This window comes from Halotia branconii CENA392, assembly GCF_029953635.1.
Taxonomy (GTDB): domain Bacteria; phylum Cyanobacteriota; class Cyanobacteriia; order Cyanobacteriales; family Nostocaceae; genus Halotia; species Halotia branconii.
In genome coordinates, this window is record NZ_CP124543.1 from 1,895,137 (window position 1) to 1,914,978 (window position 19,842).

The 19,842-nt window shown below is 41.0% G+C and carries 17 protein-coding genes; 12 read left to right on the forward strand and 5 right to left on the reverse strand.

Annotated elements, in window-relative coordinates; genetic code table 11:
• Positions 1 to 167 precede the first annotated feature (167 nt).
• The 7 genes from QI031_RS08360 to QI031_RS08390 all read left to right on the forward strand — a co-directional run bounded on the left by QI031_RS08360 (position 168) and on the right by QI031_RS08390 (position 8,267).
• Positions 168 to 593, forward strand: coding sequence for a DUF3110 domain-containing protein (locus QI031_RS08360; protein ID WP_281484725.1), 426 nt, complete (start codon positions 168 to 170; stop codon positions 591 to 593).
• Between the two features lie 391 nt (positions 594 to 984).
• Entirely contained in the window at positions 985 to 1,911 is a 927-nt protein-coding gene (murQ, locus tag QI031_RS08365; protein ID WP_281484726.1) for an N-acetylmuramic acid 6-phosphate etherase, read from the forward strand.
• A gap of 427 nt (positions 1,912 to 2,338) precedes the next feature.
• Positions 2,339 to 3,058, forward strand: coding sequence for a Crp/Fnr family transcriptional regulator (locus QI031_RS08370; protein ID WP_281484727.1), 720 nt, complete (start codon positions 2,339 to 2,341; stop codon positions 3,056 to 3,058).
• 13 nt (positions 3,059 to 3,071) lie between these two features.
• Positions 3,072 to 3,809, forward strand: coding sequence for a Crp/Fnr family transcriptional regulator (locus QI031_RS08375; protein WP_281484728.1), 738 nt, complete (start codon positions 3,072 to 3,074; stop codon positions 3,807 to 3,809).
• Between the two features lie 201 nt (positions 3,810 to 4,010).
• A complete protein-coding gene (locus QI031_RS08380) occupies positions 4,011 to 4,469 on the forward strand; it encodes a response regulator (protein WP_281484729.1) in 459 nt (152 codons plus the stop codon).
• 58 nt (positions 4,470 to 4,527) lie between these two features.
• Positions 4,528 to 6,021 (forward strand): sensor histidine kinase, encoded by a 1,494-nt coding sequence (locus tag QI031_RS08385; RefSeq protein WP_281484730.1) that lies wholly within the window; start codon positions 4,528 to 4,530, stop codon positions 6,019 to 6,021.
• A gap of 269 nt (positions 6,022 to 6,290) precedes the next feature.
• Positions 6,291 to 8,267: an ATP-binding response regulator gene (locus QI031_RS08390; protein ID WP_281484731.1), complete on the forward strand. Its 1,977-nt coding sequence runs from the start codon at positions 6,291 to 6,293 to the stop codon at positions 8,265 to 8,267.
• Positions 8,268 to 8,419: 152 nt separating this feature from the next.
• Here the strand turns inward: QI031_RS08390 and QI031_RS08395 are convergent, their stop codons facing one another.
• Entirely contained in the window at positions 8,420 to 10,351 is a 1,932-nt protein-coding gene (locus tag QI031_RS08395) for a protein kinase domain-containing protein (protein ID WP_281484732.1), read from the reverse strand.
• A 164-nt stretch (positions 10,352 to 10,515) separates the two neighbouring features.
• Between QI031_RS08395 and QI031_RS08400 the strand changes: the two genes are divergently transcribed.
• The gene (locus tag QI031_RS08400; protein ID WP_281484733.1) at positions 10,516 to 11,001 is read left to right on the forward strand and encodes a hypothetical protein; all 486 of its coding nucleotides are present in this window, start codon (positions 10,516 to 10,518) and stop codon (positions 10,999 to 11,001) included.
• A 93-nt stretch (positions 11,002 to 11,094) separates the two neighbouring features.
• On the opposite strand, the gene QI031_RS08405 is transcribed toward QI031_RS08400, so the two are convergent.
• On the reverse strand, positions 11,095 to 11,298 hold the full coding sequence (locus QI031_RS08405) for a hypothetical protein (RefSeq protein ID WP_281484734.1): 204 nt from the start codon (positions 11,296 to 11,298) through the stop codon (positions 11,095 to 11,097).
• A 118-nt stretch (positions 11,299 to 11,416) separates the two neighbouring features.
• Complete coding sequence (locus QI031_RS08410) at positions 11,417 to 13,552, reverse strand: bluetail domain-containing putative surface protein (RefSeq protein WP_281484735.1); 2,136 nt, start codon at positions 13,550 to 13,552, stop codon at positions 11,417 to 11,419.
• A 623-nt stretch (positions 13,553 to 14,175) separates the two neighbouring features.
• On the opposite strand from QI031_RS08410, the gene QI031_RS08415 reads away from it, so the two are divergent.
• Together QI031_RS08415 and QI031_RS08420 are read left to right on the forward strand one after the other, a co-directional pair.
• A complete protein-coding gene (locus QI031_RS08415) occupies positions 14,176 to 14,727 on the forward strand; it encodes a GNAT family N-acetyltransferase (protein ID WP_281484736.1) in 552 nt (183 codons plus the stop codon).
• Between the two features lie 41 nt (positions 14,728 to 14,768).
• A complete protein-coding gene (locus tag QI031_RS08420; protein WP_281484737.1) occupies positions 14,769 to 15,776 on the forward strand; it encodes a zinc-binding dehydrogenase in 1,008 nt (335 codons plus the stop codon).
• Positions 15,777 to 16,000: 224 nt separating this feature from the next.
• Here the strand turns inward: QI031_RS08420 and QI031_RS08425 are convergent, their stop codons facing one another.
• Positions 16,001 to 16,408, reverse strand: a complete 408-nt coding sequence (locus QI031_RS08425) for a universal stress protein (RefSeq protein WP_281484738.1) — start codon at positions 16,406 to 16,408, stop codon at positions 16,001 to 16,003.
• Positions 16,409 to 16,498: 90 nt separating this feature from the next.
• Between QI031_RS08425 and QI031_RS08430 the strand changes: the two genes are divergently transcribed.
• Positions 16,499 to 17,701 carry a phosphoglycerate kinase gene (locus QI031_RS08430; protein ID WP_281484739.1) on the forward strand — a complete coding sequence of 401 codons (1,203 nt, stop codon included), beginning with the start codon at positions 16,499 to 16,501 and terminating at the stop codon, positions 17,699 to 17,701.
• Positions 17,702 to 17,816: 115 nt separating this feature from the next.
• Here QI031_RS08430 and QI031_RS08435 read toward each other — a convergent pair whose 3' ends face one another.
• Positions 17,817 to 18,671 (reverse strand): phosphate/phosphite/phosphonate ABC transporter substrate-binding protein, encoded by an 855-nt coding sequence (locus QI031_RS08435; RefSeq protein WP_281484740.1) that lies wholly within the window; start codon positions 18,669 to 18,671, stop codon positions 17,817 to 17,819.
• Positions 18,672 to 18,859: 188 nt separating this feature from the next.
• On the opposite strand from QI031_RS08435, the gene QI031_RS08440 reads away from it, so the two are divergent.
• Entirely contained in the window at positions 18,860 to 19,762 is a 903-nt protein-coding gene (locus QI031_RS08440; protein WP_281484741.1) for a Tll0287-like domain-containing protein, read from the forward strand.
• The last annotated feature ends 80 nt before the right edge of the window (positions 19,763 to 19,842 follow it).

The window sequence follows — 19,842 nt, forward strand, 5'->3', positions numbered from 1 at the left end:
CTGAGCGACTTGTACTGAGCGTAGTCGAAGTAAGCCGAAGTGCTGCCCCTCTGCCTTTTCCCTGGCGCAGTTAGAAAAATTTGAATAAAGTGAGAATTGTTGCTATGACTTTCCTTGGTGCATAACCTAGAACTTTAATATGAATAGACCTCAGAACATAAGGACAGATGATTACACCAATGCGGGTTTTTGTACTGATTTTTAATGCCAATACCGAAAATGAGGGGATTCATACTATTCGGGTAGGCGATCGCAATAAAATTCTGATGTTTGAATCAGAAGACGATGCTCTGCGCTTTGCTCTTTTGCTAGAAGCTCAAGATTTCCCCGTACCTACAGTAGACGCACTTGATGCAGAAGAAATCAAGGAGTTTTGTGAAAGTGCGGGGTACGAGTGGGAGATAATTCCAGAAAATAGCGATTTAATTATTCCCCCAGAAATTAACTTGGAAGAAACCGACTGGCAAGCTGATGACCAAAAAGAGGATATTGATGACTCTTTTCGTTTTAACCAAGTACCACCAGCTGAAGAGCCAGAATTATCCGATTCTGAACTCGATAAAATTCGTCGCCAATTAGAAGGATTATTGTAATTAGTCAGTGGTCAGTAGTCAGTGGTTGTTGGTTATGAAAACTGAACAAATGACCAGGGCTTCGCCCTTAAGGAAGAGGTTCGAGGGAAGTATTTCGGCTGCGCGGCAATTGAGTTTCGACTACGCTCAACTGCCGCGTAGTCGAAACTCAACAACCGGGAGGCAGCGCGGTCTTGGCTTATAGCCTACCGCAGGATGGGCGTAGCGCTGTAGATAAGCGACTGTCGTGGAAGAAGTGATGATTTTTTCTTCTTTCTTCTTTGGTCATGATACAAGCCCTGTCGTCAAAGGCGATTCCAAGCTTCTTTCAAACTAGAAAACTTCTTGCTTCTTCCTTCGTTTCTGACAACTGACAACTGACAACTAACAACTGACACAGGACAAATGACTTATGACAAATTGGCAAGAACGCGGACATCTTTTGACCGAGCAAGTAAATCCAAATAGTCTTAATTTAGACCAACTGAGTTCTCTAGAATTAGTAGAATTATTTAATAGCGAGGATCAAAAGGCAGTTGAGGCGGTGGCTGCGGCTAAAGTTGAGTTAGCCCAAGCAATTGAACGTACTGCGGAGCGTTTGCACCAAGGAGGGCGCTTGTTTTATGTTGGTGCGGGAACAAGTGGCAGGTTAGGGGTGTTAGATGCCGCTGAGTGTCCACCTACTTTTTGTACACCTCCAGAATTAGTACAGGGGATAATAGCAGGTGGAGCTGGCGCATTGGTACGTAGTTCAGAAGATTTAGAAGATCGTGCTGAAGATGGAGAAGCGGCGATCGCTCAAAGACACATCACTCAACTAGATGTAGTAGTCGGTATTACTGCTGGTGGAACTACACCTTTTGTTCACGGTGCGCTTAATGCTGCTCGACAACGGGGAGCAGTTACCATTTTTATTGCTTGTGTTCCAGCAACACAAGTCAGCTTTGATGCCGATATTGACATTCGTTTGTTAACAGGGCCAGAAATTCTCGCAGGTTCTACTCGCTTGAAAGCTGGTACAGTCACAAAGTTAGCTTTAAATATCCTGTCTACAGGAGTGATGGTAAAACTGGGCAAAGTTTATGGCAATCGCATGGTAGATGTTGCAGTCACAAATCAAAAGTTACGCGATCGCGCTTTGCGAATTTTGCAAGATCTTACTGGTTTAAGTCGTGAAACTGCTGGTTTTTTATTAGAAAATAGTGGTAAGTGGGTCAAATTGGCACTATTAATGCACTGGACTGGTTTAGCAAAAGACGAGGGCGATCGCTTGTTATCAGAACACAAAGGTAATCTGCGAACCGCGGTTGAAAACTACAAAAACAACAAGCAAATCTAAGAGGTCAAGTCGCTTTACTCTAATTAAAAATTAAAAATTATTAATTAAAAATTGCAAGACACTTCAGTTAGTTATTAGTTATCAATTATCAGTTTTCACTGTTAACTGGTTTCCAGGCGCAGAACTTTTCAAGATGTTTTTCTTGTTAATTTTTAATTGTATATTTTTAATTCAAAAAAGTCATTCCCATGTTTTAAACGTAGGTTTCCTCCTGACTTGTCAAAGGAAACCAGCCAAAACTTCATCGTCATATTCAAAGCGTTTTTGCTATAGTTTTGTACGCTATCGTACCAATCTATCTTGAGCCAGATCCCAACTTTAAGCATAATATTTTACTTTTATTTGTGTAATAACTCTGCCACAAAGCAGTAACTCTGGGTTTTCTATTCTTTTATAGAAACCTTTTGCTTTCCTCATGGTGTTATCCATGTCCAACTTTGATCTTGCCTTGCACAATCGGTTACTAGCCTCCTTACCTACAGCAGAATATCAGCGTCTGCGTCCTCATCTAGAGCCAGTATCTCTACTTTTAGGACAAGAGCTTTATCAAATGGGAGAACCAATTACTCATGTGTACTTTCCGCTGAAGGCGCTCGTTTCGCTAATCAGTTCAGTTGATGGTTCTGCAACCGAGTTTGGGTTAATTGGTAATGAAGGTATGGTTGGAATTTCGGCGCTTTTAGGAGGCGACTTTACAATCAGTCGAGCAATTGTGCAAGTCGCGGATGGAGCGATTAGAATCAATGCCCAGGTTTTGAAGACAGAATTTGATCGTGGCGGAGTTCTACAAAAGCAGCTATTTCTCTATCTCCAGTTATTTTTAACTCAAACTGTTCAAAATGCTGCTTGCCAAGCACACCATCGCATTGAGCAACGTTTAGCTCGTTGGTTGCTATCTATTCAAGATCAATTACAACAAAATAATTTGTTCCTCACACAGAAGTATATTGCTGAATTATTGGGAACCCGTCGTGCCACAATTACAGAAGCCGCAGGACATCTCCAACAAGCAGGAATGATCCACTACAAGCGCGGTGAAATTACCATTCTGGATCGTCCTGCTTTGGAGCAAACTGCTTGCAGTTGTTATGCGCTACTACGCCGTGAGCAAGAACGCCTGCACTGTATTAGCGAAAAAATTCGTTAAACTCCATCGATCAATGGATAAATCCCAAAACGAAAGTGACTTAAACACCTCGCAATCACTCAACCATTTACTAGCTACTTTACCAAAAGCCGACTATCTTCGCTTAGCCCCCTATCTGCGGCAGGTCAAGTTGAGCTTGGGGTGCATCCTGTACGAACCAGGTGAACTAATTACAACTGTTTACTTTCCCAACCAATCGATGATTTCGCTGGTGCAAATCATGGAAGATGGTTCAACCATCGAAGCGGGGATCGTCGGTAATGATGGTATAGTCGGTTATTCAGTGTATTTAGGTGGCGAATACACGATGAGTCGTGCCATTGTCCAAATTCCTGGCAGCGCGATCGCTTTAGATGCCGCTATCCTAAAAGCAGAATTTGAGCGTAGCAGTGGGCTGCAAAAGTTATTGCTGCGTTACACTCAGGCATTGCTCGCGCAAATTAGCCAAACCGCCGCCTGTAATCGATTTCATCCAACCGAAGAAAGGTTGGCTCGCTGGTTATTACAATCACAGGACTTTGCTCGGTCGGCAACATTGCAGTTGACTCAAGACTTTCTTTCGAGCATGTTAGGCACTCGGCGTGCTAGCATCACGGTCGCTGCCAGAACGCTGCAACAGGCAGGACTAATTAACTACAACCGGGGACATATCCAAATATTGAACCGTGAAGCACTCGAATCGGCTGCCTGCGAGTGTTACAGTATTGTTCGCTCTGAGTATGATCGCTTGCTTGATATTCAAACCAACTAACCACAAAGTTGAGAATGTTGGTTCTATGTACGCTAGCGTACCCATAAGTATTCACAGTTATGACATAGTAAATAAGTCCACTCACGATCGCTGAGAATATCCTCTGTGCATTAAGCAGATCGATATTCATGTTGATTGAGTAACACAATCAGTGGTTGGTGTTTGATTGAATAATTTTGATGCTAAAGGGCGTTTGGGCGAATGATGGACATCAATGAATACAGCATTTTACTCATTGAAGATGACTCAAACGACATTTTGTTTGTGCAACGAGCTTTTCGCCAAGTGAATGCAACCAACCCAATTCGGATTGTCAAAGACGGTGATGCTGCAATTGACTATCTAGCTGGAGAAGGAAAATATGCTGATCGCGATCGCTATCCTTTGCCTGCTTTGATTTTGCTAGATTTAAAGTTACCTCGTCGCTCTGGGATCGAAATTTTGGAATGGATGAGACAGCAACCTGGCATTAAGCGCATTCCAGTAGTTATATTAACTTCCTCCAGAGAGAGTTTAGATATTGATCTGTCTTACGACCTAGGGGTGAATTCTTATTTAGTGAAACCTGTTAGATTTGATGCGCTGGCGAAAATGATTGCAGCTTTGGATAGCTATTGGTTACAGATAAACGAATATCCCTCAGTTTTACCAGCAGGTTAGATGAGGGTTATAAATTTAATTTGATTGGCAATTATTGAGTAAATTTTAGTGCAGTTTCATGGAGTTAGAGCGATCGCTACAACGGATTTTGTTGATTGAAGACAATCCCAATGATCGATTATTGATCGCTCGTGAACTGAGGCGAGAGTTTCCCGATATTCAAATTCAAAAGGCTTTAGATTGGACTGAAATCAATCAAGCATTTGCTGATGATACATTCGATTTTGTCATAACTGATTATGAATTAAATTGGACGACTGGTTTAGACGTGCTACGTGCAGTCAAAGATCATGACTCTAATCGCCCTATAATTATGTTTACCAACTCTGGCACGCAGGAAATAGCAGTAGAAGCTATGAAAGCGGGCTTAGATGATTATGTAATCAAATCGCCAAAACATTTTGTCCGCTTGCCTCAAGCTGTACGAACGGTATGGGGAAATTCCCAAATTCGCCGCAAAGCATCAAAATTAGAATTTCGGTTACAATTTTTGCTCAACGAACTAAAGGTAGGTGTATTTCGCACTACACTCGACGGACAACTCCTAGAAGCCAGCGAGGGATTGCTGCGATTATTAAACCTGCACTCCTTATCTGAAGCCCAAACGTTTTTCCAAGAAAATTTGATGTTGAATGCTATTGAGCGCACAAGACAGACGCAATGGCAACGAGAAGTCAGCTTAGATGATTCTGGGAAATTATTGTGGTTACAGATCAGTGAAACACTCGTGCAACTAAATGGCAAAACAGTCATTGATGGCTTAGTAAGTAACATTACCGAACAGAAACAGACGGCTGCGGCTGTGCGATCGCTCAACCAAACTCTAGAACAGCGAGTAAAAGAACGAACTATCCGCTTAGAGATGCTAAATCGAGAACTGGAAATATTTGCCTTTTCGGTGTCCCACGACTTGCGAACGCCAATTCGTCAGATCGATGGGTTTGCCACCCTCCTAAAGCAGCAACTACAATCAATTACAGTTGATGAAACCGTTGTACACTATCTCCAGCAAATAAACGAACTGACTGCTCGCTCCGGTAAAATGATTGATGACTTGCTACAATTTTCCCGGACTGGGCGAGTAGAAATGCAGTATACCACCGTAAATATGGAGCGACTGGTGCAAGAAGCAAAACGGCAAGTGGAAACTCAATTAGCAGGACGTAATATTCGGTGGCAAATTGCATCGCTACCTACGGTAAGAGGCGATCGCAACTTGTTACGCCAAGTCTGGCAAAACTTGATTGAAAACGCTGTTAAATACACTCGCTTCCGTGAACAAGCAGAGATTGCGATCGGCAGTGGTGTGAATGAAGGCGAAACAATTTTTTTTGTACGCGATAATGGTATTGGTTTTGACAAAGATGAGGCACAGCGTCTGTTTGGCGTATTTCAGCGTCTTGCTAATGCTCAAGTCTTTGAGGGAACAGGCATTGGATTAGCCAATGTACAGAGAGTAATTTACCGTCATGGAGGTCGTCTCTGGGCAGAAGGAAAACTGAATGTAGGCGCAACTTTTTACTTTTCTTTACCCTCTATTTCTAACTTTTGATTCTTACTCAATAAAATTGGATAAACAGTCCACTGCTTTGCAAAAGTCAAATCTGCCTTGATTATCAGTAAATAATCGGAAATAAAGCCTAAAAATCTCGATATATCTTCCTCTCGGTAGTTACGGTAATAAATAGAGCATCTTATATTGACTTTTATACTGACAAATCAAAATAAAAAATCATAGCTCTGCTATTCATAGTTGTTGAGCTAACCCAAATTAAGTATTGATTTGGTGTCAACTGTATACAATTCTTCGTCAATGTCCCAATGCAAGTTCATTTGCCCACCTCTATGCTGCAAATCCTTTTACTAGAAGATGACCCAGTAGATCATGAACTAATTGAGGCGACATTAAAGAATAATGGAATTGAAAGTAATTTAATTCGCGTTGCCTATCGTCAAGACTTTCTAAAATGCTTAAATACGAGGCTTCCTGATCTCATTTTGGCAGATTATATTTTGCCTGAATTTGACGGTATAGCAGCACTAGAGTTGGCAAAAGCAATCTGCCCTGAAGTCCCTTTTATTCTTGTCTCTGGAGTCTTGGGTGAAGAGCAGGCAATTGACGCTTTAAAGCGAGGAGCAACAGATTATGTCTTGAAGCAACGTTTAGAACGGCTGATTCCGGCTATTCAAAGAACATGGCGGGAAAGTCAGGAACGTCAAGAACGACAGAAGGTTACGAAGGCGCTGAAACAAACAGATGATTTATTACGTGCAATTGTTGATGCATCCCCTGTAAGTATTATTACGCTGAATCGCCAGCAGCGAGTCATGACCTGGAATACAACCGCCGAAGAACTTTACGGTTGGCAGGCAAAAGCAGTGATTGATCATACCTTACCACTCATTCCCAAAGCACAGCAGGAGTACTTTGATTGCTGCTTCAGTCGTACTCTAGAAAATAATCGGGTTTCTAATCAAGATTTTCAACATCAAAAGCGAGATGGCAGTCTTATTGATGTGAGTTTATCGCTGGCTCCGTTGCACGACGCGGATGATAATATCTATGGGGTTGTGATGACAACGGTTGATAATACTATCCGTAAGCAGGTTGAAGCGCAGCGACTCGCCTTACTAGCACAAGAAAGAGCAGCTCGTACCGTTGCAGAAACAGCTAATCGAGTTAAAGATGAGTTTTTAGCAGTTCTTTCTCATGAGTTGCGTACACCTTTAAATGCCATTGTAGGCTGGATTAAACTAATCCAAAAGGGAAACCTCAGTCCAACAATTCTGCAACGAGCATTAGATACCATTGAGCGCAACGCTGCTGCCCAAACTCAGCTAATCGAAGACTTGCTTGATATTTCCCGTATTATTCGAGGACAAGTTAGTCTCAATATTCAGCCTGTTGATGTTATTGCATTAATCCAGACTACAAACGATACTCTGCGTCCGGCAGCAGAAGCAAAATCAATTCAAATTAAACTTGATTTGGTTACACCGCTTGATCGTATTTTGGCCGACCCCAACCGACTGCAACAAGTTTTTTGGAATTTACTATCGAATGCCATCAAGTTTACCCCCCCTTCAGGTAAAGTAACGGTTCAGATCAATTTGATTGATTCCCTTTTGCAAATTCAAGTAGTTGATTCTGGTATCGGTATTGCACCTGATTTTTTGCCTTATGTATTTGAGTATTTCCGGCAAGCAGATGGTTCAACTACGCGATCGCAGGGTGGTTTAGGTCTGGGACTCGCAATTACTCGTCATCTGGTTGAATTGCATGGGGGAACAATTCATGTTAGTAGTTCAGGATTAGGACAGGGTTCTACTTTTACTATCATCCTGCCAATGCGCGTCGCTCAAGCAAATAATGAGTTTAGCCAGAAACAGGTGGAGAGTGATTTAAGTTTGCAAGGAGTCAAAGCAATCGTCGTAGACGATGACATTGATGCACGAGAATTGATGACATTTGTTTTAGAACAACAAGGGGCAAAGGTCAAGAGTGCAGGAAATGTCCAAGAAGCATTAAGCCTTCTAAATCAGTTTCAACCCGATGTGCTGATCAGCGACATCGGGATGCCTGATGAAGACGGTTATACTTTCTTACAAACAATACGCTCTCTGCCTAATTACCAACTTTGTAACATTCCGGCTGTTGCACTTACAGCTTATGCTAGAGAGGAAGATCGTCAACGCGCTTTAGAGGTTGGGTATCAAACCCATCTAGTCAAGCCGTTCGATCCATCAGAAGTTATCACTATCATCCATCAATTGGCTCAACACAAACTAAAAAGCTAGTACCGCAAGGCGAAATTAAAAATTAAAAATGAACACAGCATAAGCTTTTCATTGATTTGGAATGGATGGTTTATTTTTGTCGAACTGTATTAGTATACGCAGTTGTATCTTTAAATTTGAAATACTACATGATACTAAGTGGTAAGTAAAAATTAAAAACCGCTTTGAGAAGATTCTGTGGAATTAGGATTATCTTTATCGTCTGGTTGGTTATTATTGATAAATTCTTGTTGGGAATTATTTTGATTTTCTGGCTGATCACTCTTTGAAAATGCTTTTTTTCCCACATTTTCAGCGGCTTGTTTAAATAATGGTTCTATTTTATTTCGCCAGTACTTAGTATCAGGTAACTTTTCGGGGTGATTTTTATAATCTAAAACTTTGTCCCATTTACCATCGTCTATTGCTTGATTTATATCATTAAATAGAGCATCTGCTTTCGACCATTCTTGTTGCCATTCGGCAATCATTTTACGTGTTTCTTTAATTTCAGAAGAAGCACTTGCCGGAACTGATCTTAGTAGAGCGATCGCTCCGATTAAATCTCCTGAATTATACTTTTGTCTGGCTTTTTCTACAATCTTGACACTACTTTCATTAGGCTGCGATTCTTCTGGTGTTTCAGCATTGGGCGTTGGTGTCTCTAATGGTTCCGGCGCTGGAGTTACTATATTTTTAGACTTTGGTTTAGGCTGGGGAATTGGTCGAGCCGCAATCAAAGTATTATCATCTATTATCTTTGTTGCAATCCCTTGATCGCGTAAGCAAGACATCCATTGTTCGTTATTATTAATTACTCCTTTGTGCGCCCAAGCCAAACGACCAGAATTAAGTTTAATTTCTATCCATCCCAATTCTGTTTGCTGACCAGTCACTTCAAATTTGGTGTTATCACCAACAGTTTTAACTATGTTGTCAGAATTAATCGCACTAGGTTCAGAACGGATATTGGAATTGCCTTCAACAATAGCCAAACACTTATTTGCTGAGGCGTTATCATTGCCTGTAAAACTAGTAGCAAGATTTTTGATATTTGGAAACACATTTGCTGCCAAAGTAGCCGCACCGCCCGCTAATAATATCCCTATCAACAACGGCCACGGATCGGGTCTAGTAGAGTTTTGACGAGTAGGTTTGATACTTCCACGATTGGCTGGCGCAACTGCAACAGTTTGTTGTCGAGACGTTTGGGATAAAGATGTATTTGGTCTGTAACTATGATTGTGAGGAGATTCTTGAGGTGTAGAAGCACTTACCACCGGATTAGTCGCGTTGATACATGCTTGCAATGCTTCAGTTGCATTTTGGTAGCGGTCTTTGAAGTGATAACGCACCATCTTAGTCAACACTGCTGCCAATCGATAGTTCACATGTGTCAAATGCTGCCAGAGAATCTCGCCTGTTTCAGGATTTTCTTGCAATTGAGCTGCCGATACTCCTGTAAGTGCTTGAATAGCAATGATGCCAAGGGAATAAATATCACTGTTAGGACGGGGTTTACCTTGCCCTTGTTCTGTAGGCATATAGCCAGGAGTACCAATGGCTACTGTGGCAGTTGGTTGTCCGCCAACTGTAACTAGCGGCGAACGTAATTGTTTAACTGCTCCAAAATCTACTAAAACTAATTTATTGTCAGAGGCGCGACGAATAATATTATCTGGCTTGATGTCACGATGAATTACACCTTGACGATGAACAAATTCTAAAATACTCAAAACTTCTTGCAACAATTGCATGACTTGGCTTTCATTCCACTGCTGACCAAGTGTGAGTTCTTCAGTTAAAGTATGTCCTTCAATATATTCTTGAACTAAATAAAATTCTTGATTTTCGTCAAAATAAGCCAGCAATCGGGGAATCTGGTCATGGTTGCCTAGTTGTTCTAGGGTTTCAGCTTCGCTGTTAAATAGGCGCTTGGCAGTTTCAAACACTCTAGGGTCAGAACTTGTAGGCTTGAGGTGCTTGACCACACACATCGGATTACCTGGTCGCCTAGTATCTTGGGCGATGTAAGTTTGACCAAATCCTCCCGTAGCAAGGACTCTGATTACTTGGTAACGATGGTCTAATAGCTTGCCGATCATATTCCCTCCCCATAGTTATTACCTAATTCGTGAGCTGGTAATAAATATCTCCAAATTTTTTTCAATGAAATCCGTTATCTTGAGAAAAGATTTAGATTAAAAACACAGCTTTTTAATAAACATAGACTGTTAATTTTGCTTTTTAGTGCCTTTTTTTAGTACCAATGCCACCTAGAATAACAAATCAAGTTGCATGGCAGCAGGCCGAACTACTCATGCAACCTGCTTTCATTCGCGTAATCGATAATCTCCGCAAGCATGTTGATACATCTGCTTGGAAAGGAACTTACCAAGACGTAATGATTTGGCCAGCTAACACCACTGATGAAATCAAAGCGTTGGTAACTCAACTGTTGCAAGAAATAGAAACTGCAACATTAGAACAGGCAGATGCCATCAGAGAAACTCTTGCTGGCCTACCTATGCCCCATCCAGGATATCATCTGGTTTTGCAACGTCAAGGGCAACACGTAAGTATCGATTTGTGGGAACTTTGTTACCAAGTGTGTTTTATTAATTACAGTCCAGAAAATGAGGTAGTTAATATTGATACTAGTTTATTTAATGAACTAGGTGAGGTAGATTGGCAACGTTTGGAAGATAAAACTAAGGAGTTAGTTGAGCAGGTGTTTGTAAATTTACCAGAATGAAAATAATCTTAGAATTTCATCTGAGGCTATACCTGCATGAGCTAATTAAGATAAGGTCATTTTTTAGCCTGTCTTAGCCGCCTACTTTATAAGTTACATTGGCTTCCAAGTATCCAAGGATGCTTGAATAAGAGCTAATTGGCTCAAATATTCATTAAGTTTTGTTTTCTGGGCTTCAAGAGTTGCAAGAATTTGTTGCTTTTCTATATCTTTAGTTTCCCTTAGATTATCTTTTTGGTATTGCGTCGGCATTAACTCTTTGAGATTACATACTAGCTCTTGGGCGTAGGCAAGCATTTACCGTTGTTCACCAGCGAACATTACCTGGAGAAAGAATCTCGATTTCTTCTAACTGCAATAAGCAAATCGTTTTAATTCTTGGGCATTATTTCTTGAGGCAAGTAGCAGCGTGAAGTTAAGCGATCGCTAATTTATCCAAGCTGCCTTTATAGCCACTAATCTCAATCACGGCATCCGTAAGGGCAGAGAATCCATTAGTGTTATCGTTGAGTGCCAGAAAAGTCTGTTGCTCCTTGCCTGTACCAAGGGTAAAAGTTGCCGCACCTTTAGCCACAAAAGCAGTTGGAGTCAATATATGTTGTATGTCTGAAAGATTTAAACTCGCAACAGTACCAAGTTGAACTAAATTAGCCACGTTAACTGCATACAGCCCATCAATTTTATCTCGACAAATGTTCAAGTCAGTAATTTTATCATAACTAGAAAGCAGGGAATCACTCAGACTACTGAATACAAATTTGTCAGTACCACAGCCGCCTGTCAAGGTATCACGTCCACTGCCACCGTGTAGAGTATCATTACCTTTGCCACCAATTAATTTGTCATTGCCGGCTAACCCAAAGAGTTCATCGTTGCCATTTTTGCCAGAAATTTTATCGTTACCAGCTCTACCAGTGAGTTTATCTGCACCTTTACCACCATTTAAGGTAATGTTTGGCACATTTCCCTCTGTTGTGGTCTTGCTGATTAGTTGACCATTGGTATCATACAAATAACTGGCAACTGTATCAATAATACCATCACTGTTGTTGTCGATATCTGCGGAAGTTAGTTTGCCCTTAGCGTCGTAGTTATAAGTGGTAATCTCGTCACCGATGCCATCATTATTTTTGTCAACTACCTGTGCAATCAGTTTGCCCTTAGCATCGTAACTGTAAGCGCTGACTTCATCAAAGATTCCATCATTATTTTTGTCAATTTTCTGTGATGTCAGCTTACCCTTCAAATCGTAGCTGTAAACGCCAAATGCATCAATTACCCCATCATTATTGAAGTCATAGCTGGCGGATGCACGTCCATAAGTATAGGTTTGGACATAATTTACGCCGCCGCCGTTGTCGTTACGATTGTAACGATTATTGAATGTTACGTTGCCGTTGGCATCATAAATAGAGGTTTCGACAAATTCAACTATACCGTCGCCATTATCGTCACTAGTGTAGGATGTCTGGTTGCCGTTGGCATCATAAGTATAGGTTTCGACATAATCAGGTATGCCATCGTTCTTATTGTCATAAATATAGGATGTCCGGTTGCCGTTAGTGTCATAAGTATAGGTAGATACAGAATCAACTGTGCCGTCGTTTTTGTTGTCAACATCTACGGATGTTAGCTTGCCGTTGGCATCATAAATATAGGTAGATACATCAACTATGCCGTCGGCGTTGCTGTCAGTAGTATAGGATGTCCGGTTGTTGTCGGCATCATAAGTAAAGGTTTCGACATAATCAATTATACCGTCGCCATTATAGTCACTAGTGTAGGATGTTAGGTTGCTATTAGCATCATAAGTAGAGGTTTCGACATAATCAGGTATGCCGTCGGCGTTGCTGTCATTAATGTAGGATGTCTGGTTGCTGTTGGCATCATAAGTATAGGTTGCGACATAATCAATTATGCCGTCGCCGTTGGTGTCACGGGTAATGGATGTCTGGTTGCCGTTGACATCATAAGTATAGGTTGCGACATAATCAATTATGCCGTCGCCGTTGGTGTCACGGGTAATGGATGTCTGGTTGCCGTTGACATCATAAGTATAGGTTTCGACATAATCAATTATGCCGTCGACATTGTAGTCAGAGGTAACAGATATTAACTCTCCGTTGGCATTATAAGTAGAGGTTTGGACAGAATCAGGTTTACCATCGCCGTTGTCGTCACGACTATAGGATATCTGGTTGCCGTTCGCATCATAAGTATAGGTTTCGACTAAATCAATTATGCCGTCGCCATTGTAATCAGAGGTAACAGATATTAACTTTCCGTTGGCATCGTAAGTAGAGGTTTGGTCAGAATCAGGTTTACCATCGCCGTTGTCGTCACGGGTAATGGAGGTCTGTTTGCCGTTAGCATCATAAGTATAGGTTCGGACAGAATCAACTTTACCATCGCCGTTGTAGTCAGAGGTATAGAATGTCAGGTCATAGGAGTAGGTAATAACTGAATCTATTATCCCATCACTGTTGTTGTCTATCTTTTCAGATATCACGTTGCCATTGGTATCGTAAGTATAAGTTGTGGTTGAGGTCATAAATTAATGTTCCTTATTGGGATAGCTGGGGGTTCTGTAAAGACTTTGACGTGAATTTTACCGCGAAAAGCTGCTGACAACTTCGCTACTGTTGTAGCTACACAAAACTGAAACGACACATTATTATTGTCTAGAATACCTCCAATGTTTATGGATTAAAGATTTTTATAGCCGAGTGAAACCTTACCCCTTAATGACCTAATCTCGGCATGAATTATGTAAGCAATTGCAAACTGCTTAAACCGCAAGTCTTTCGGTGGAAAAGTTTCTATATATTCAGTAGCTGAAAGCTTTGATATGTCTAAATCAAAAAAAGTTATACGAACAAGCTTGATGAAGAACTCTAACTACACTTAAAACCTCGTGCCACAGAAACAGTATCAATAAAGATACCAGACATATTAAAATCACTCAAAAAAGTTGCAGCTAATCGAGATATGTCACTTGAAGCATTACTTAAGTTTTACATTGGATAGAGTTTGCGGCAAGATTTAATTAATATTTAGTCTCAATTCCATTACTGCGATCGCTTTACTCTTTTTACCTCTAATCTCTAAAAAAAATAGAGCGATCGCATTTATATTACAATAAGCAAAACTCAGAAATTTTTGTTGATATTGCTTATGAGTCAGCAAACTTATCTAAAAGTACCCTTTGTTTGGGAAGAACCTAAACCGTTGACTGAAGTTCCACGGCGTTTGAGTTTTGAGCCAGTGAACGCAATGCTCGACAATTCATTAATTTCAGTCGTTGCACGTGTGATGGCTTCATCAAGAGATGCAAGTCATCAGAAACAAGTTTCAGAACATGAGCCTCACAAGGCGGCTGAGAAATTTTTAAACTCGGCAAGCGATGGCTTCTCGTATCAACATGACTGGTGGCAGTTTGGAATCAATAAAAATGGGGACATTGTAGGGTTTGTGCTTCCGGTTATCTTTGAAAAATGCGCCAAAGAGGGCAAAGAAGAAGCAACAATCTACGACATCGGAGTTTTACCAGAGTATCGAGGGCTTGGTTTTGCAAACGATCTTTTATCACAAGGAACACGTATATTACAAAACGTAGGAGTTTGGCGAATATTTTGTGATACAGATGTGAATAACGTGCGGATGATTTCTGCGTTCAAACGAGTTGGGTATCGACAATACAGCGAACCTTATAAGCGTCCTATTTGATGATTATGTTAGGACGTTAGAGGTAAATCTAGGATTAGTAAATGAGTGCAAAAACCTATAGAAAATTAATTGCAAAACAACTTAGCCAAGATTTTAAATCTGCCGTCGAGATTGTCGAAATTCCTATTCCCCAACTTGCTGCTAACCAACTTTTAATTCAAAACAAATTTGCTGGGATTAACGGTGGCTTCGATACTTTACTTTGTCGGGGTGAGGTTCCATATATTAACTTAATTCCTCCCTTTGATTTGGGCGTGGAAGCAGTAGGAAAAGTTGTTGCTGTGGGTGACAATATTCAAGATTTTCAAATTGGTGATGCTGTTATAACTACAGTGCGTGGCGGTGGTTATCGAGAATATCAAGTTATTGATGCCAACTTAGCACTAAAAGTGCCGGAAGCTACACCAGAGTTGCTTACACTGATGCCTACAGGCGTATCAGCTCTAGTGGCACTTGAACAAGTCGGGGAAATGAAAAGTAATGAAGTAGTTTTAGTTACAGCCGCCGCCGGAGGAACTGGTCATATTGCGGTGCAGTTGGCAAAATTATCTGGGAATCATGTGATTGGGACTTGTAGCACCACAGCCAAGATGCAATTATTAGAAGAATTAGGGTGCGATCGCATCATCAACTATCGCATAGAAAGCATCCAGGAAGTCTTACAGCAAGAGTATCCCCAGGGAATTAACTTAATTTTTGAGTGTGTAGGTAAACAAGTATTTGACACCTGCCTAGATAATTTAGCAATTCGCGGACGTTTAATAACTATTGGTCACATTGCTGAATACGCCAAAAAGCTAGAACAAGTAACGCAACCTCGAATTTATCATCAACTAATGTGGAAAGCTGCATCAGTGCGAGGTTTTTTGATGCCCCACTATCAAGAATATATGACAGAGGCACGCGATCGCCTATTAAATTTGTTCTACACCGACAAACTCAAAGTTGCCGTTGATCAAACTTCCTTCCACGGATTAGAATCTATTCCTACTGCTGTCGAATACCTCCTAACTGGTCAAAATTGCGGCAAAGTTGTCGTGAAGTTTTAAAAAATTCATTCAGGAGGTAATTAAGTAGCCATTATTGAAAATGGGCATGGGGCAATTTAAGAGGAATTGGGGCAGGGTGCGGGGTGCAAGGGGGATGAAAAGGAATTATTTCTTTCCCCCTGCTCCCTGCTCCCCTTCGGGTTCGCCAGTCCCTCTTTGTTGGAACAACAAGACCGGGCTGGCTCACCTGCTCCCTGCTCCCCTGCTCCCCTGCCTCTTGCCTCTCACGGCACAATTAATACTGGACAAGGGGAAAGGTTAATCACGCGAGTCGTAACGCTATCGGTAGCGCCTTCTTCAGTCAAACCTAATCCCCGACAACCCATAATGATTAAATCTGCCCCAATTTCGTCGGCAACATCACAGATAGTAAAGGCTGGTTTACCTTGCTTTTCTAAAATCTCAGCTGGAATATCTTGCTGAGAAAATAAAGTTTGGGCATTTTCCAGCAATTTGGCAACTACCTCTGGTGAGACCATCGAACCTGTACTAAGTTCCTCTGGAGAAGGTTCTTCTACTACAGATAGCAGTACTAAGCGGCTGTTGTACTTCTGCACGATATTGGCAACTACCTCAGCAGCTTCCCGCGCTTCTCGGCTTTGATCAATTGGAAATAAGACTGTTTTGAACATCTCTCTCACCTGGACACCCCTGACTCCGGTAAAATCTTGATGGTTATACTTTCAAAACAATAACAAAAAGGCAATCAGGAGGGTCTATCTGTGTCCAAAAAAACTTTAGCAAATTTATCTGCAAGTGATGTCTCTGGTAAACGCGCCTTAGTCCGGGTTGACTTTAATGTGCCTTTGGATGACCAAGGCAAGATCACAGACGATACTCGGATTCGCGCTGCTTTGCCAACTATCCAAGATTTAACGCAGAAGGGAGCTAAGGTCATTTTAGCCAGCCATTTTGGTCGTCCCAAGGGTGTGGATGATAAATTACGCCTGACCCCGGTTGCTAAGCGTCTTTCTGAGTTGTTAGGGCAAGAAGTCATTAAAACTGATGACTGTATTGGCGATGAGACTGCTGCTAAAGTAGGGGCGTTGCAAAATGGCCAAGTGCTGTTATTAGAAAATGTTCGTTTTTACAAAGAAGAAGAGAAAAACGACCCAGAATTTGCTAAAAAATTGGCAGCAAATGCTGATTTTTATGTAAATGACGCTTTTGGTACTGCACACCGCGCCCATGCTTCTACTGAAGGTGTAACTCACAACCTGAGTCCCTCTGTTGGTGGATATTTGATTGAAAAAGAATTGCAGTATTTGCAAAATGCGATCGAAAATCCCCAACGTCCTTTGGCAGCAATTATCGGCGGTTCCAAAGTTTCCAGTAAGATTGGCGTGATTGAAACGTTGCTGGAGAAATGCGACAAACTCATCATCGGTGGCGGGATGATTTTCACATTTTATAAAGCCCGTGGCTTGAATGTTGGTAAGTCTTTGGTAGAAGAAGACAAACTAGAACTAGCTAAGTCTTTGGAAGCCAAGGCTAAAGAACGTGGTGTTGCTTTATTGCTGCCTACAGATGTAGTAGTAGCAGATAACTTTGCCCCCGATGCTAACTCTCAAACCGTTAGCATTGAAAGCATTCCTGATGGTTGGATGGGTTTAGATATTGGCCCTGATTCTGTAAAAGTTTTTCAAGAAGCCTTGGCTGATTGCAAAACAGTAATTTGGAACGGGCCAATGGGTGTGTTTGAGTTTGATAAATTTGCAGTAGGTACTGAAGCGATCGCTCATACTTTAGCTGAAATTAGTAAAACTGGCACAACCACGATCATCGGTGGTGGTGACTCAGTGGCGGCTGTAGAAAAGGTCGGTTTAGCCGATCAAATGAGCCACATCTCTACCGGCGGCGGCGCTAGCTTGGAGTTACTAGAAGGTAAAGTACTGCCTGGAATTGCAGCGCTAGATGAAGCGTAGGAGCTAGGAGAAGCAGGGGAGCAGGGAGCAGGGAGCAGGGGGAAAGAAATAATTCCTCTCCATCCCCCTTGCACCCCGCACCCTGCCCCTCTGCCTCTTGTTCCCCATGCCCACTTCAAAATAAGCGAACCGGCTTATTTTCCAATTGGGGGGTAATTAATTTTACTCGTTCCACTACATCGATCATGTATTTATAATCAGGTACTTGCCCATTGGGTACGTACCCTACTTCTTGAGCCAAAACCGCAGGAAATTCACTCATGACTTGGCGGATATGTTTTTGACGGTTGGGTTTAATAGTCGATCGAATCAAAACTACACCGGGTGGAACGTAGTGAGGATCTGTATAGAGTATGCGAAACTGAGCCTGTTGCAACTGTGGACTGTAGAAATTCAATTCTGCTACTGAAACAGCGCCAGCCGCAGCTTTTCCCTCAGCTACCCATTCCAAAACGGTTTTAGGTGTAGGTGCAGACAATATATCAGCTAGTGTTAACCCATAAAGGTTGTAAAGAGGTAAATAATATCCTGTGACTGAACCTCGTTGACCTAAAGCAATGGTTTTACCTTGTAGCTGTTTTAATTCCTGAATCGGACTATCTTTGCGAACGACTAATACTGAACGCAAATTATTGACACCTTCTAATGGAAACACAGGTTTATATTCGTAACGAGCGATCGCTACAGCCGCTAACCCTGGCGGTGCAAATACTAATGACCAAGCTTGAGATTCTAAGCGCTCAATTGCTTTATTCTCATTAAAAGTAGGCTCTAGCCGAACGCGTGCTTTTGTCTTTTCAGCTAAGTAATTATTAAATTTAGCATATCGATTAATTATCTGTTCATCCCCATCATAATTGAGGACACCAATAGTTAACACACCTTCAGATTTTGGTGTTGATTGGCAGCCAGCAACGAGCCAACATAGCAACTGTAAAATAAACAAACGACGTGGAAATTTCCCAGACATCACTAAAATTTTGGTTAAATAAATAATCCTGTAATCAGAGGTAATCTAGATAGGCTAAACTGAATTTAAGTCTAGTTCTTTTACCTCCAAAAAATTAATATTTATTAATTTTTTAACAGTATCTATCAACAATATTAAACTAAGTATAGATACTAATTTACTATGTAAACTTTTATTATCATACAAACATGTTAAATAAATTAAAAATAGGTACTAAATTTAACTTAATTTTGATGCTAGTTTTTTTAGTTAGCATCTTTGTAAGCGGTGCTGTCTTATCTAGAGTGCTTGAGCAAAAAGCGCAAAATGAAGTAACTTCTCAAGCACAGATTCTGATTAAAACGATGAACTCAGTCAGAAATTATACACAAAATCATGTAAATCCCTTACTAGCATCCAGGTTAGAAACCGAACCAGTGTTCATTCCAGAGACAGTACCAGCATTTTCAGCGACAGAAGTATTTGAAACTTTACGTAGGAACGAAGAATATCAAAACTTTCTTTATAAAGAAGCAACTCTTAATCCCACTAATTTGCGGGATAAAGCTGACAGTTTTGAAACTCAACTTGTACAACGCTTTCGTAACGAACCTAGGACTAAAGAACTTTCTGGCTTTCGCACATTACCTGAAGGCCAAGTGTTTTATATTGCGCGTCCACTGGCCATTACAGAACAGAAATGTTTGCGATGCCATTCTACACCAGATCAAGCTCCTAAGAGTCAGCTAACAACTTATGGTACAAAAAATGGTTTTGGTTGGCGACTTAATGAAATTATTGCTGCTCAAATTATTTCTGTCCCTTCCGAAGATGTTTTTGAGAATGCCCATCAAAGTTGGTTGTTAATTATGGGACTCTTAATTACTATCTTTGCTGTCGTGATTCTTTTAATTAATTTTTTAATCAAAAAAACTGTGATTCAAAGAATTAGAAAAATAGAAAAGATAGCTCAAAAAGTTAGTACTGGTGATATGAGTGCTGATTTTGAAGAAAAATCTCGTGATGAAATAGGTGGGTTAGCAGCAGCCTTTAATCGGATGAAATCTAGTTTAAAAATAGCTATGGATATGCTTAATCAGCAAAGTAATTAATTGAATATAGCGCTTCTTGTTTTAGTAAGGTATGTCTCATTGAGACCAGGGACTAGAGGCTAGGAATTATGTAACTCATG